The organism is Crossiella sp. CA-258035 (assembly GCF_030064675.1).
Taxonomy (GTDB): Bacteria; Actinomycetota; Actinomycetes; order Mycobacteriales; family Pseudonocardiaceae; genus Crossiella.
This window is the reverse complement of record NZ_CP116413.1, coordinates 1,293,435-1,306,842: the sequence shown is the minus strand read 5'-3', so window position 1 is coordinate 1,306,842 and position 13,408 is coordinate 1,293,435. Positions and strand designations below refer to the sequence as shown.

Below are 13,408 nucleotides of genomic sequence, written 5' to 3'. Positions count from 1 at the left end.
ACCGCGCTGAAGCTGGCCGCCGCCGGCACGATCACCGCACGCACCGACCGCGACGTGTCGTTGCGGTACTAGGTGCCGGCGCCGCTGTCGAGGAGCCAGTGGTAGCGCATGCGCATCGCGCGCTCGATGGCGCCGACCGCGGCGCCGACACCTAGTGTCAGGTTGAGCCACACCGGCAGCCGCAGCGGTGACTCGAACGTGCCCAGCGTGGCGGCGATCGGCGGGATCTGGGAGATCGGTTCTGCCATCTGCAGCAGGTTCAATCCGAGGCCGATGAGCAGCATCAGGATCGAGACGGCGCCGATGAGCCCGCTGGCGGTGGGATGCTCGCGGGCAAAGCGCATGCGTCGTCCCTCGGCGGATCGCGGGTCGGGTGCGAGAGGCCGCACCGTGCCGTCGTCGCTGAGGAAGTGGCAGCGGCGCATGCCTGCCTCGCTCTTGCGGACCTCGATGTGACCGCCCGCGACCGGAAAGCGCGCCGGCAGCTTCGACTCCAACTGGAGGCGGCCGTCGAGGTAGAGCCCGGCCCGCACCACGCCGGACTGGGCGTCCCCGCCGTGTTTGACCTCGACGGTGTGCACGACCGGACGTCCGTGGACCGGCAGGGTGATCGACAACACCGAGCGCCACACCATCTGCCACCAGCGGAAGGGCTTGAGCGCCCGCCCGTCGCCGGGCTCCGCGCGCTTGGCCAGCCGGCGTTGGTTCCAGCTCGCGCTCATGACTGCTGACCCTCCCCGCGGCCAGCCGCGATGTGTCGCGTGGCCGCCGCGCCGAGAGGGGTCAGCAGCATGCCGATGACGAAGAACCAGACCAGATTGGCGCTCGTCCACGGAACAGAGCCGCCGGCCCCCAGCGACCCCACCGCGATCACGACCAGCAGGAGCGGGCCGAACACCAGCAGCGCGCGGCCGAGGACACCGAACCGGAACCGCCCCGCCACCGAGTGCAGCGACCCCGCGGGCACGCCGTAGAGGACACGCTGCACCAGCATGCTGTACGGGATCAACGCGGCCAGCCCCAGCGCACCCGCGGCCTGACGTAGCGGCGTCGAGGGCCCGGACCGTGCGAACACAGCGGCGTCGAGGACCGCGAACCCGACGAACCCGGCCACCAGCAACACAATCGCGACAATCCCGCGCAGGATGCGCCGCTTCTCGGACGCGTAGACCCGGTGGTACTCCACGCCCGCCGGCACCGCGGGCGTCCACACGGGACGGTCACCCCGCAAGAGCCAGGGGTCGCGGTCGGTGACCGTCATGTCTGCTCCTCGTCGTTCTGACGTGTGACCGTCTCGGGCTGTCGCAATGACAGGAGTCGCTCCGGGCGGGCCGGCTCGCGGCGAGCGAGCCGGCCCTTCGGGAATCAGCCGGTTTCAGCCGCGCACTTCACATCGCTCGGACGCTGTCCACCGAGCAGGTACTCGGTGACCTTGTCGTTGGCGCAGTTGTTCTTGCCGAACAGGTAGGCGCCGTGCCCGCCCTGGTCGATGGTGATCATCGCGGCCCGGTCACCGAACGCCCGACGCGTCGAGCGGGCGCCGACGAGCGGCGTGGCGGGGTCGCGCTCGTTCTGCACCATGAGGATGTTGCGCGGTCCGCGGTCGGACGGCAGCACCTGCTTCTCCACCGGCTTCGGCCAGAACGCGCACGGGTAGATGTTCGCCCCTGCGGCACCGAACATCGGGTACCGGATGCGGTCCACGGCGACGTTGCGCTCGTAAGTGCTGACAGACGAAGGCCACTGGGAGTCGCCGCAGATCACGTGCAGGCGGCCGGAGATCAGGCTTTCCATGCGCGGGACCTTCGGTACCTCCGTGGGCGGCAGCGGCTGGTCGTTGTCAAGCGCCTTCCACTGCGCGGCCATCTTCGAGAACGGCGCGTCACCGGTGGCGTAGAGGCCGCCGAACACCAGCATCCGGAACTGCTGACCGGTGATGCCCTCGACCGACGGCTTCGCGTCCAGCCGGCCCGCGAGGTCGAAGTACTTGGCGCGCACCTCCTGCGGCGTGGCGCCCAGCCCGTACTCGGGGTGTGCCGCCGCCCACTTCGCGAAGTCCGGGAACGTGTCCTCCACGCCGGGGCCGTACATGCGGCCACCCTCGACGTCCCAGCCACCCTTGGGGAGGTTGCTGTCGAGCACGACGCGGTCGCTGGTCCTCGGGAACAGCGTGGCGTAGACCGAGCCCAGGTACGTGCCGTACGAGTAGCCGAGGTACGAGGCCTTCTTCTCACCCAGTGCGGCGCGGACGCGGTCCAGGTCGCGGGCGATGTTCGCGGTCGTGTTGTACGGCAGTTCGTCGGCGGTCGACGACTTGAGGCACTGCTGTGCCATCGTCTTGACCTCCTCAGCCCGCTTGCGCACATCGGCCTGCGTCACGGCGTACGGCGGCACGCTGCCCGCAAGCATCTGCGCCTCGGTCAGGTCGCACGTGGCAGGCGAGCTGTAGCCGATGCCGCGCGGGTCCATGCCGATCACGTCGTACGCGTCCAGCACGCTCTGCGGCATTCCCCGTGCCTTCAGGAAGAACGGGAACGTGAGGCCCTCGGCCGGCCCGCCGGGGTTGGTCAGCAGGATGCCCTTGCGCTTCTCAGGGCTCTTGCTGGCCAGCCGGGTGATCATGATCTCGGTCTGGCGGCCCTCCGGCGTGCGGTAGTCGAGCGGCACCTGGAGCTTTCCGCACTCCAGTCCGGCAAGCGCCACGTCAGCGGGACACGCGACCCACTGCACCTGCTTCACGGGCGGTGCGGCGGACGCCACCCCCGGTACCGCCACCAGCGCTGCGGCGGCGGTCACCACCGTGGCCAGCGACAACGTTTTTCGCATTAGCGAATACCTCCCCGACGACGCGCCCCATTCGGCGCGCCAAACCAATGAAATGTCAGCCGTTCATGCGGATCAGGACATCGATCTGGACCTTGTTGTAGAGCTCGGCCATGACCTTGACCATCGTCTGCATCGCGAACTTCTTGCCCCGCGGCGAATTGCCGTACACGCTGACGGCATCCGGGAACGCCGCACGCGTCTCGTGCACGTCGGGAACGCGGCCGGCGCCTCCTGGCGCAGGATCAATGCCAGTTCGACGTCGAGTTCGCGCAATGCCTCGCCGGGATGTTCGTCCCCGGCACCGAGTTTCCGCGATCTGCGTGAGCGACAGGCCGAGATCGGTGAGGCGCTTGATCCTGAGCACCCGCACGAGATGGGCCAGCTGGCTGGCGCTCCACCCCACGACGTCTCCCTCCGTTCGGCCCTGACACGACCCAGTTGAAACTATGCCGCTACGGCATGGTCAAGGCAGGCCGGATCTTTCAGACGAAGGTGTCGGGGAGAGTCCACTTTCGTCGCACGCAAAAGGCCCCGGTCAAGCCGACCGGGGCCTTTTGTTGGTGGCGTCGAATGCCGGTGTGCGGCCCACGTTGACGTACGAGACACAGTGCGTGGATTCGGGCAGGCAGGCTGGGTCGCGGTCTTGCAGAGGATCTTCTCGACCTTGACCGGGTCGAGGGTGAGGCCGGGGTTCTTCTTGTATTGTGCGGCGGGCGGCGAGGTAAAGGGCGAACAGGCCACAACCGCCCACGGCGAGGCCAGCGGCGGTTTTGATTACGTCGAGCTGGGCGGTGGCCTTCTTGTCCGGGTCGGTCAGGGCCAGGCTGTTGATCCAGTTCCACAGCGGCGGCCGCGCGGAGGAGAGTGGGCTGTACGGGTCGCTCACCGCGCCATGATCCGGACCACGCCACGCGGCCGAAGGACCGCCACGGCTGTCCGGTGACGGCGGTGCTCGGCGGTGGTCAGGCGCGGGTGCACCGGCTGCCCCGGCCGGAGCGCTGACACCGCCCCGGGAAACAGTGCCGGCAACCCGCAGTCTCCGGGTTACTTCCAGGCGTGGATGAGGATGCGGTTCTGGGTGGTCCTGATTCCTCGGTCGGTGGTCCACTCCTGGCAGATCCGGTCGACGACCGGTTTGTCCACGACCGGGTCGTAGTTGCGGACGGCGGAGGTCTGCTCCAGCACCAGTTCCAGGCCGGGGCGGGTGTAGTAGGTCGCCCAGAACCCCTGCCGGACTTCGGTGCGGGTGAAGGCCTCGGCGAACTCGGTCTCGTAGGCGCGGGCGCGTTCGCCGGCGGCCAGGTCGGCGAACTGGCCGCGCGGGCCATGCTCATCGGCGCCGAACTCGGTCTTGAAGTTCGACTTGTCGCGGTCGCCGATCTTCTCCAGGACAGCTCTGCCGCCGGGCCTCAGCACGCGACTGATCTCGCCGGTGTCGTGCGGGGCCAGCATCACCGTGACCAGGTCAAAGGAGGCGTCCGGGAACGGGAGCTGCTCGGCGTGGCCGGCTACGACGAACGCGTTGTCCGCCGCGCCGGCCAGGATGTTGGCGCGGGCCTGGGCCAGCATGCGCGGGTTGGGTTCGACGCCGACGACCTGTCCGACCAGCGGCGCGAGGGCGAGGGTCTTGAACATCGTGCCGCATCCGATGTCCAGCATCCGGTCGGTGCCGCGGGCCAGCGCGGCGATCTCTTCGCGGAGTCGCCAGGGCGGGGGTTCCTGGTCGCCGCGGAGCAGGTCGGACTCGTACGCCTCGGTGTAGGCCACTCCGGCATCCTCCCAGCTACCGTGGTGGTCGGGGGTGCGGCGTGGAACCGTTCGTGGGCAGGCAGGACGAGCTGGCTTTCCTGGAGCAGGTCTTGGCCACGGCATCGCCTGGGATCAGCGTGGTGGAGATCGTCGGTGAACCGGGGATCGGGAAGTCACGGTTGCTGCACGAGGTCAGGCTCCGGGTGGTGGAGCACGGTGCCGTTCGGGATGTTCCTGGACGCGCTGCGGGAGCGCTTTCCCCTGCCACCGTCATCCGGCGGGCTGCTGGCCCTGGACGACCTGCACTGGGCGGATGAGGCCTCGATCGACCTGCTCGCCTCCCTGTTGCGCCGCCCACCGGCCGGGCGGCTGGTGCTGTGAGCTGTCCGCACCGGCCAGGCTGGTCGCCCAGGCCGTGGCCGTGCTCGGTGACCACGTGGACCCGGAGCTCGCCGCGGTGGCCGCCGACCTGCCCCCGGCTCAGGTGCAAGCCGCCGCGGCGGAGCTGTTCGCCATCGACCTGTTGCGCGCCACCGAGGCAGGGCCCCGAATCACCTTTCGGCATCCCTTGCTGCGCAACGCGGTCTACCACTCGGCCACACCGCTGTGGCGCGCCGCCGCGCACGGTCGGGTGGCCCGGCTGCTGGCGCGGCGAGGTGCCCCGGTCAGCGTGTGTGCCCCGCACATCGCCCGCTCGGCCGCGGTTGGTGACAGCCAGGCGCGAGAAGTGCTGCGCGAGGCGGCCCGGGAGGTGGTGCCGACGGCCCCTGCCACCGCGGCGAGCTGGCTGCGGGCCGCGCTCGAACTTCACCCCGGGACCCAGGACCGGGATGCCGTGGAGCTGCGGCTGGAGCTCGCGCAGGCGCTGGTGCTGACCGGGCGGGCGCTGGAGGCCAGGGAGATCGCCACGGTCCTGCTCGGCTCACTGCCGGCGAAGACCCCGGAGCTGCGGTTGCGGGCCACGGCGCCGTACGCGGCGACCAGCCAGCTGCTGCTGTGGCCGGCCGGGACCAGGGAGGTGCTGGAGGCGGCAGGGAGACAGCAACCGGTCCATCGCCGAGCGGCTGGTGGTCAGCGAGCGCACGGTGGAGACCCATCTCGGCCGGATACCGCAAGCTCGGTGTTTCCTCCCGCACCGCACTCGCCGCCCGTCTGCTCCGGTGACCACGCTCCGCCGGAGGACGGCCGCGATGACGGATCGGTTCGCCGCGGTCGGGCGCGGGTCCCGAACACGAAAGCGGCTGCGCCAATCGCGGTCAGCGAGGCAGGGGTTGTCGGTCCGATTGGTTCAGGTGAGTCGGATCCGAATAGACGGCGCCACGCCAGCTCTTGAGCAGCGGGGTCGGGGGTAGGGTGCCTGGCGTCTTCGGCGTGGTGGTTGTTTGTGGTTGTGAGCCTGCGGGCATTCCAACGTGTCCTGGTGGGCGGTGGAGGTGCGGTGGTGTCGGTGCCGTGTGGTGCGGACCTGGTGGCGGGGCGGTACCGGCTGGGCGAGTGCCTGGGCACCGGGGGGACGGCGGAGGTCCGGCGGGCCTACGACACGGTGCTCGAGCGCTTTGTCGCGGTCAAGCTGTTCCGGTCAGGGTGGAACGTTTCGGCTGGTCGGCGCTTCGACAACGAGGTCCGGACCTTGGCGGGGCTGTCGCATCCCGGGCTGGTCTGCGTGCATGACGCCGGGACCAGCGACGGGGTGATGTTCCTCGTGTTGCAGCTTGTCGAGGGGGACACGCTGCGCGATCGGATGGCGGGTGGACCGCTGCCCGCGGCCGTGGTGCGCGGGCTGGGCGCGCAGGTTGCTGAGGCGCTGGCGTATGTGCACGCGCGGTATGTGGTGCACCGCGATGTCAAGCCGTCCAACATCTTGTTCGACGCCGCGGACAATGCCCATCTCGCCGACTTCGGTTTGGCCTATCTGGTGGGTAGCACTCGGCTCACCCGCGCTGACGAAATTGTGGGCACGGCTGCTTATCTGGCTCCGGAGCAGGTTCGCGGTACCGATGTCGGGCCGCCTGCTGACATCTACGCGCTGGGGTTGGTGTTGCTGGAATGTCTGACCGGGCGGCAGGAGTACCTGGGTGGCGAGGCGGAGGTGGCTGTTGCCCGGCTGCACCGTGCGCCCGCCATTCCTGAGGACCTGCCCGCGGACTTGGCCCAGCTGTTGTTGATGATGACGTCGCTGACGCCGAAGCGGCGGCCCAGTGCGCACGACTGTGCACGGGTCCTGCGCGGTGAGCAGGCCGTTGAGCCCACGCTTCCGGTCGCCGCGGCGGAGGTGGCTCGGACACCGGTGTTCTCCCGGACCGCGTTGCTCACCGGCGCGGCCGCGCTGCTCGGCGCGATCGGCGTCGTCTGGGGTGCCACCGCTGGGTCCGGATCGGACAGCTCGGCCCCTCCGCCGGTGACGGGCACCAGCACCGCCTCGCTCACCACCGCGCCGGCGGCGCCGCCCGCCACGTCGACGGTTCCCACCTCCTCCGTGCCGCCGCCGGTGGTCACCGTCGGGCAGCGCGGAACCACGACCGTGCTCGACAAGCCCGGGAAGAAGGGCAAGGGCGGCAAGGACAAGGCTCCGGGGCAGGGCAAGAAGGAGGGCTGATCCGGTGGCTCAGTCTCCTTGGGGCTGGGGCACGAGGGTGGCGAGCTCGGTCGCGGAGGGTCGTCGAAGGCGACCGTGGTGGGCAGGCGCAGGGCGGTGGCCAGGTGGGTGCGGACCAGGTCGATGAGCAGGTGTTCGCGGGGTGGGCGGGGGTCGGGGTTGGTTTGCGGGGTGGACTCGTTCGGGGGGCGGTGATCACCAGTGGTTCGCCCAGGGTTTGGGCGGAGTCGTAGAGGGCCAGGCTGCTGCGGGTCCATCGCCAGCACCTCGCGCGGGGTCAGCCCGAAGAAGGCGGCGTCGAACTCGTCGGCCTGGTGCAGGAAACCGCCCTGGCGCACCGCGCTCTTGCCTGTCTGGGCCGGGTCCGCGTCGAGCAGCCACCGGAGGGCGCGGTAGAAGCCGGTGGGGGTCACCGCCGGCTGGTCGGGTCTGCCGTGATCGTCGTCAGCGCTGTTCATCGCCTGTGCCGCAAGCGTTACCGGCAGGCCGCACCGTGCCCCGGCCGGCCGCCATCGAGACGATCAGCTGCCCGGTCGCGGCCAGGCACAGCAGCAGGACGGGCGCCTGCCAGCCGGCGGTGGCGGTGTGCAGCAGCCCGAAGACCGCGGGGCCCGCGGCGGCCAGCAGGTAGCCGATGGACTGGGCCATCGCGGACAGTCCGCCGGCGGTGGCCGCGTCCTGGGCGCGCAGGCTGAAGAAGGCCAGGGCGAGCACCAGGCTGGCGCCGCCGCCGAGGCCGAGCAGGATGCTGCACAGCACCGCCTGGTCCGGGGCCAGCAGGAGCACGAGGTAGCCGGCGAGCAGGAGCGCGGAGCTGACCGCGGCCGGTGCGCGCTGGTCCCGCGCCCAGCGCAGGGCGGCGGGGGTGGCCAGGCTGGTCAGCACCGCGACCGCCTGGAGCAGGAACAGCAGCCAGCCCGCGGTGGCCGCGGTCACGCCGTTGTCCTGGAACACCTGGGGCAGCCAGGTGACCACGATGTAGAAGCCCAGGGACTGCAAGCCCATGAAGGCGGTGACCGCCCAGGCCAGCGGCGAGCCCCAGGGCAGCCGGTGCCCGTTGCCCGAGCTCGCGGGTGGCGGCGCGGTCCGCAGCTGCGGGAGCCAGAGCACGATGGCCACCAGGGCGAGCAGGATCCAGCCGCCGAGGGCGGTGTGCCAGCCGCCGGGGGCCAGTTCGCTGATCGGGACGGCCACGCCGGAGGCCACCGCCGCGACGCCGCCCATCACTGTGGCGTAGGCGCTGGTCAGCAGGCCCACCCTGGTTGGGAAGTCGCGTTTGACCAGGATGGGCAGGACCACGTTGCCGATGGCGATGCCCGCGCCGACCAGCACCGTTCCGGCGAACAGGGCGGGTGCCGCCGGTATCCAGCGGGTCGCGATGCCCAGGGTCAGCACGACCAGCGCGACGCCGAGCAGCCGTTCCGGGCCCCAGCGGGCGGACAGGCGCGGGACCACCGGGGACAGCGCGGCGAAGGCCAGTAGCGGCAGGGTGTTCACCAGGCCCGCCGCGGCCGGGGTCAGGTCCAGGTCCGCCTGCACGCGGTCCAGCAGTGGGCCGACGCCGGTGATGCTGGCGCGCAGGTTCGCCGCCACCACCAGCAGTCCCCACACCAGCAGCGCCTGGCCGGAGCGCGGCTTCGACCGCGTGGTTGTCATGGCCACCATGATCGGTGCGCCCCGGCAGGAGAGCCAGGCCACGCGCAGGCTGGCCCCGGCACGGCCACGCTGACCGCCGGGCCGCGCCCTACGCTCGCGGTATGGGCAAGCCGTTGGGCGACTTCATCCGGGCCAAGCGGGACAGCGTCCAGCCGGAGTCGCTGGGCCTGCCGGCGCGGGGCAGGCGGCGCTCGCCGGGGTTGCGGCGGCTGGACCTGGCGGCGCGGGCCGGGATCAGTGTCGAGTACCTGACCCGGATCGAGCAGGGCCGGGACACCAACCCCTCGACCGCGGTGGTCAACGCGCTGGCCGACGCGCTCAGCCTGGACCCCTCGGAACGCAACCACCTGCGCTACCTCGCGAAGATCACCCGCGGCGGGTGCGCCGCCCGGATCGAGCCCGTGCCGCCGCCCCGGCAGGTGCGGCCGTCGGTGCTGGCGACGCTGCGGTTGCTGGAACCGGGCATCGCGGTCGTGACCAACCGGCTGGGCGACCTGCTCGCCTGGACGGGCGGTTTCGAGTCGGTCGCCGGTGCGGCCGGGGTGCTGGATGCCGCCGCCCCGAACCTCACCCGCTACGTCTTCACCGACCCGCGCGCCCGGACCTTCTTCGCCGACTGGGCCGACATCGCGGACCAGCAGGCGTTCGACCTGTGGCTGGCGCCGTCGGTGGAGAACCTGGAGTGGCTCACCGCCGAGCTCGTTCCGGTGGCCGGGCCGGAGTTCGCGCGCCGGCTGAAGCGGCATGTGGTGCCGCCACGGGGAGTTCTCCGGCTCAGCCACCCGGCGGGGCCGGAGCTCCGGCTGGTCCGGGAGACACTCGAGCTCGCCGCGGACGCCCAGCAGCTGGTGGTGTTCCTGCCCGCGGACGAGCACACGGCGCAGGCCGTCGATCAGCTCCGCGGTCAGCGTCTCCGGCTCCGGTCCATCTCCTGACCCACCGCGAGCACGACCAGCGCCCCGAAGGCGAGCCAGACGTAGACGTTGCCCGGGATGTGTTGCCAGAAGGTCCAGCGCAGCTCCCGGTCTTCGGAGTGGGGCAGCAGGGTGAAGGGGCTGGTGCAGAACAGGAGGACGGCGCCGGCGAGCAGGGTTCGGTGCGACCAGGTGCGGACGCGGGCGGCGAGCAGCAGCAAGGCCGGGACGCACCAGACCCAGTGGTGGGACCAGGACACCGGGGAGGCGAGCAGGCCGCCGGCCGCGATCACCAGCAGGGCCAGCAGGTTGTCCCTGGTGCCGTGGGCGATGAGCACGGCGAGCAGCATGGCAAGTGCGGAAAGTCCCAGCCACAGCAGGGAAATCGCTTCCGGGCTCGGGTTCAGGCGGTGCAGCAGGCCGCGGAAGGACTGGTTCGGGCCGTAGGCGAGGCCGCCGATGCGGCTCGGGTCGGTCAGGGCGTGGAACCAGTACTCGACGGAATCCGTTGGGGCGAAAGCGAATCCGAGGGCGGCGAGGACGACGAACGCGACGGCGGAGTTGGCCGCGGACCGCCAGTCGCGGCGCAGCAGGAAGTACAGCACGAACACCGCGGGGGTCAGTTTGATCGCCGTGGCCACGCCGACCAGCAGGCCGCGCAGGCGGCGGTCGCGGACGGCCAGGCAGTCGATCACGACCAGGGCCATCAGCAGCAGGTTGATCTGACCAAGGTTGACGGTGGAGAGCACGGGTTCCAGGCCGATCGCGGCGATCGCGGCGGCCAGGCCGAGGGCGTGCGCGACATCCCGGTGGCGGCACAGCCTTCTGGTCACCACCAGGCAGACCGCGGTCAGCGCGAGGAAGCTCGCCGTGGTGAGCAGGACGGTCGCCAGCCAGGCGGGCAGGACGGCGAAGGCGCTGAACAGGACCGCGGCCGCGGGCGGGTAGGTGAACGGCAGCCGGGGGCCGGGCAGCGGCCCGGGGAAGTCGAGGTAGAGCGGGATGCCGTGCAGCCAGGCGAGTCCGCCGTTGCGGTAGACCTCCAGGTCCAGCAGGCTCCGGCTCATCTCCGCGAGCGACAGCCAGGCCAGCGCGACCCACCACAGCACCCAGGCCACCCGGCGGGCGCGTGCCCACCTGCGACGGGTCTGATCGTCCGAAAAGGACTGCCCGAGGGCCTGCTCGGCCGCCGCGATCTCGTTCCGCATGGACACTAGTTGCCGATGGGGGTCCCGGCGTTTCATCCGCCGGGGTGTGACTGTCCTCATGAAACACTTCGGCCCCCATCGGCAACTAGTGTCCATGAGCCCAACTCGCCACGCCCCGATGCGCCACGAGGAGTTCCTCGCGCTGAAGCGCTTTCCCGCACTGGACGGGGTGCGCGCGATCGCCGCGCTGCTCGTCGTGTTCTTCCACAACCAGGGCCCCGACCTGTTGCAGGGCTGGCTCGGCGTGCAGGTGTTCTTCGTGCTCTCCGGCTTCCTGATCACCACCCTGCTGCTGCGCGAGCACGCCAGGCACGGGCGGATCAACCTGCCGAACTTCTACCGGCGGCGCGCCTTCCGCATCCTGCCGATGTACTTCGTGGTGCTGCTGCTCACCGCCGCGGGCCTGCTGGTCGCCGGGCAGTTCAGCGCGAACCCGCTGGGCCGCGACTTCGGGCTGTACTTCGTCTTCTTCAACGAGTTCGGGCTCGGCGGGCCGTACGGGCACTCCTGGTCGCTGGGCATCGAGCAGAAGTTCTACCTGCTGTGGCCGCTGCTGGCGTTCACGCTGTTCCCGCGCAGCCGCCCGCTGGTCACCGCGGCGCTGATGGGGCTCGCGCTGGCGGTCATCCCGTTCACCGTCTCCAGTGACCCCAAGGGCTGGTCGGTGCACTACTTCACCGTGCTCATCGGCTGCGCGCTCGCCATGGTGATGCACCACCCGCGCGGCTACGCCCTGGTCAAGCCGCTGACCAGGCCCTGGGTGGTGGGCGCGGTGTGCCTGGCGTTCCTCGGCGCGCACCTGTCGGTGGCCACCGTGTCGACCCTGCTGGACAACGCGGTGCTCGGCATCCCCGGCTTCGTCGCGGTGGTGCCGCTCTACGCGGTCGCGGCGGCGCTGCTGCTGCCCGCGCTGCTGGCTCCCGGCCTGCCGCAGCGGCTGCTCTCCACTCGCCTGATGGTGTACCTCGGCGAGCGCTCGTACTCGATCTACCTGGTGCAGAGCATCGCGCACGGCATCGTGGTGCTGGTCGCGCCCGGCGCCGCCGGGTTGCTGCTCGCGGTGCCGACCTCGCTGGTCGCGATCGGTCTGGCCGATCTCTGCTACCGGTTCGTGGAGCGCCCGCTGATCGAGCTGGGCCGCCGTCGCGAAGCGGGAGCGGCCGGCGCGAGCACGCGCGCGGTGGGCGCTCAGCGCTGAGCGGCGGTGGCGCTCCTGCGGGTCCGCGAGGCCCGCAGGTAGCCCATCACCAGCGTCTCCAGGTCGGGCCGCCGCGCCAGCCAGCCCGCGGGCGCGGTCCCGCCGCGGACCAGCGCGGTGGTCTGGCGCTCGGTGCGCGAGGAGTCCACCACGGTGCCGGTCACGGCTGGGGTTGCGTCGGCCGGACCGATGAGGACCTGGTGCCCGGCAAGGGTTTCCTCGATGTCACCGGCCAGCTGGACCCGGCCCTCGTCCAGCAGCAGCAGGTGGTCGCAGACGTCGCCGAGGTCGGTGAGCAGGTGCGAGGACAGCAGCACCGTGGTGCCCCGGTCCGCCACCTCGGTCATCACGATCCGCAGCGTCTCGTCCCGGGCCAGCGGGTCCAGGTCGGAGAGCGGCTCGTCCAGCAGCAGCACCCTGGGCAGCCTGCCCAGCGCCAGCGCGATCGAGACCTGGGTGCGCGCGCCGGTGGACAGCTCGCCCACCTTTGCGTCCCGGTCCACCCCGGCCAGCAGCCCGAGCACCTCGTCCGCGCGCTCGGCCGACCAGCGGTCGTTCATCGCCGCGCCGGCCCGCATCATCTCGCGCACGGTGAACCCGTCGTAGAGCGGGCGGCGCTGGGTGAGCAGCGAGATGTCCGGGTGCATCCGGCCGCGCACCGGCGAGCCGTAGACGCTGACCTCGCCGCCGGTGGGCCGGGAAAGGCCCGCGACCAGCGACAACAACGTGCTCTTGCCCGCGCCGTTCGGCCCGACCAGCGCGGTCACGCTGCCCTCGGGCAGGGTGAACGAGCAGTCGCTGAGCGCGACCGTGCGGCCGAACTGCTTGGCCAGGCCGGTCACCCGGACCGGGCAGGCGGTCACCTCCCGCATGACGCCGCCGGGTAGTGCGCGTCCCGCACGTCGGTGTAGATCGCGTCCACCTCCTCCACCACCAGGCCCTCGGTGACCGCCCGGCCCATCCACCGCTCCAGGTCCTTGCGCAACGGTGCGCCGGCCCGCGCCGCGTCGCTGACCAGCGAGGCGGTCACGAACGTGCCCATGCCCCTGCGGCCCTCCACCAGGCCCTCGTGTTCGAGCTCGCGGTAGGCCTTGAGCACGGTGTTGGGGTTCACCGTGGTGGCCGCCACCACCTCCCTGGCCGTCGGCAGCTGGTCGCCGGGTCCCAGCAGGCCCATCCGCATCGCCTGCTTGACCTGGTGCGCGATCTGGAGGTAGGTGGCCACCCCAGAGTGCCGATCGATGCGAAACTCGATCACGCC

The 13,408-nt window shown here is 71.2% G+C and carries 15 protein-coding genes and 2 pseudogenes; 6 read left to right on the top strand and 11 right to left on the bottom strand.

The window, feature by feature from the left end; all coding sequences use genetic code 11:
- Positions 1-68: 68 nt before the first annotated feature.
- The 6 genes from N8J89_RS06260 to N8J89_RS06235 all read right to left on the bottom strand — a co-directional run bounded on the left by N8J89_RS06260 (position 69) and on the right by N8J89_RS06235 (position 4,593).
- Entirely contained in the window at positions 69-722 is a 654-nt protein-coding gene (locus N8J89_RS06260) for a hypothetical protein (RefSeq protein ID WP_283663403.1), read from the bottom strand.
- A complete protein-coding gene (locus N8J89_RS06255; RefSeq protein ID WP_283663402.1) occupies positions 719-1,261 on the bottom strand; it encodes a hypothetical protein in 543 nt (180 codons plus the stop codon). The genes N8J89_RS06260 and N8J89_RS06255 overlap by 4 nt, the downstream gene beginning before the upstream one ends.
- 104 nt (positions 1,262-1,365) lie before the next feature.
- A complete protein-coding gene (locus N8J89_RS06250; protein WP_283666104.1) occupies positions 1,366-2,826 on the bottom strand; it encodes an alpha/beta hydrolase in 1,461 nt (486 codons plus the stop codon).
- Between the two features lie 55 nt (positions 2,827-2,881).
- A complete protein-coding gene (locus tag N8J89_RS06245) occupies positions 2,882-3,229 on the bottom strand; it encodes a MerR family transcriptional regulator (protein ID WP_283663401.1) in 348 nt (115 codons plus the stop codon).
- 132 nt (positions 3,230-3,361) lie between these two features.
- Positions 3,362-3,712: a hypothetical protein gene (locus tag N8J89_RS06240; protein ID WP_283663400.1), complete on the bottom strand. Its 351-nt coding sequence runs from the start codon at positions 3,710-3,712 to the stop codon at positions 3,362-3,364.
- 158 nt (positions 3,713-3,870) lie between these two features.
- The gene (locus N8J89_RS06235; protein WP_283663399.1) at positions 3,871-4,593 is read right to left on the bottom strand and encodes a class I SAM-dependent methyltransferase; all 723 of its coding nucleotides are present in this window, start codon (positions 4,591-4,593) and stop codon (positions 3,871-3,873) included.
- 41 nt (positions 4,594-4,634) lie between these two features.
- Between N8J89_RS06235 and N8J89_RS41850 the strand changes: the two are divergent.
- From N8J89_RS41850 to N8J89_RS06220, 4 genes and pseudogenes are all read left to right on the top strand, one after another.
- A pseudogene (locus N8J89_RS41850) lies at positions 4,635-4,760 on the top strand (hypothetical protein); the annotation flags it as partial.
- A 31-nt stretch (positions 4,761-4,791) separates the two neighbouring features.
- A complete protein-coding gene (locus N8J89_RS06230) occupies positions 4,792-4,956 on the top strand; it encodes a P-loop NTPase family protein (RefSeq protein WP_283663398.1) in 165 nt (54 codons plus the stop codon).
- A 686-nt stretch (positions 4,957-5,642) separates the two neighbouring features.
- Entirely contained in the window at positions 5,643-5,927 is a 285-nt protein-coding gene (locus N8J89_RS41845) for a hypothetical protein (protein ID WP_502868423.1), read from the top strand.
- Positions 5,928-6,013: 86 nt separating this feature from the next.
- Positions 6,014-7,171, top strand: a complete 1,158-nt coding sequence (locus N8J89_RS06220) for a serine/threonine-protein kinase (RefSeq protein WP_283663396.1) — start codon at positions 6,014-6,016, stop codon at positions 7,169-7,171.
- Between the two features lie 254 nt (positions 7,172-7,425).
- Here the strand turns inward: N8J89_RS06220 and N8J89_RS41840 are convergent.
- Together N8J89_RS41840 and N8J89_RS06215 are read right to left on the bottom strand one after the other, a co-directional pair.
- Positions 7,426-7,629, bottom strand: a pseudogene (locus tag N8J89_RS41840) (beta-ketoacyl synthase N-terminal-like domain-containing protein); the annotation flags it as partial.
- Positions 7,616-8,827, bottom strand: coding sequence for a CynX/NimT family MFS transporter (locus N8J89_RS06215; protein ID WP_283663395.1), 1,212 nt, complete (start codon positions 8,825-8,827; stop codon positions 7,616-7,618). The pseudogene N8J89_RS41840 and the gene N8J89_RS06215, both read right to left, overlap by 14 nt.
- Before the next feature lie 101 nt (positions 8,828-8,928).
- Here N8J89_RS06215 and N8J89_RS06210 point away from each other — a divergent pair, with 101 nt between their 5' ends.
- Entirely contained in the window at positions 8,929-9,762 is an 834-nt protein-coding gene (locus N8J89_RS06210) for a helix-turn-helix domain-containing protein (protein ID WP_283663394.1), read from the top strand.
- Here the strand turns inward: N8J89_RS06210 and N8J89_RS06205 are convergent.
- Positions 9,732-10,949: a glycosyltransferase 87 family protein gene (locus tag N8J89_RS06205; protein ID WP_283663393.1), complete on the bottom strand. Its 1,218-nt coding sequence runs from the start codon at positions 10,947-10,949 to the stop codon at positions 9,732-9,734. The two genes, N8J89_RS06210 and N8J89_RS06205, sit on opposite strands and share 31 nt — an antisense overlap.
- A gap of 94 nt (positions 10,950-11,043) precedes the next feature.
- Between N8J89_RS06205 and N8J89_RS06200 the strand changes: the two genes are divergently transcribed.
- Positions 11,044-12,147 carry an acyltransferase family protein gene (locus N8J89_RS06200; protein ID WP_283663392.1) on the top strand — a complete coding sequence of 368 codons (1,104 nt, stop codon included), beginning with the start codon at positions 11,044-11,046 and terminating at the stop codon, positions 12,145-12,147.
- Here N8J89_RS06200 and N8J89_RS06195 read toward each other — a convergent pair.
- Positions 12,138-13,019 (bottom strand): ABC transporter ATP-binding protein, encoded by an 882-nt coding sequence (locus N8J89_RS06195; protein WP_283663391.1) that lies wholly within the window; start codon positions 13,017-13,019, stop codon positions 12,138-12,140. The genes N8J89_RS06200 and N8J89_RS06195 overlap by 10 nt on opposite strands.
- Entirely contained in the window at positions 13,007-13,405 is a 399-nt protein-coding gene (locus tag N8J89_RS06190) for a GntR family transcriptional regulator (protein ID WP_283663390.1), read from the bottom strand. Before N8J89_RS06190 ends, N8J89_RS06195 begins: the two co-directional genes overlap by 13 nt.
- Positions 13,406-13,408: the final 3 nt, after the last annotated feature.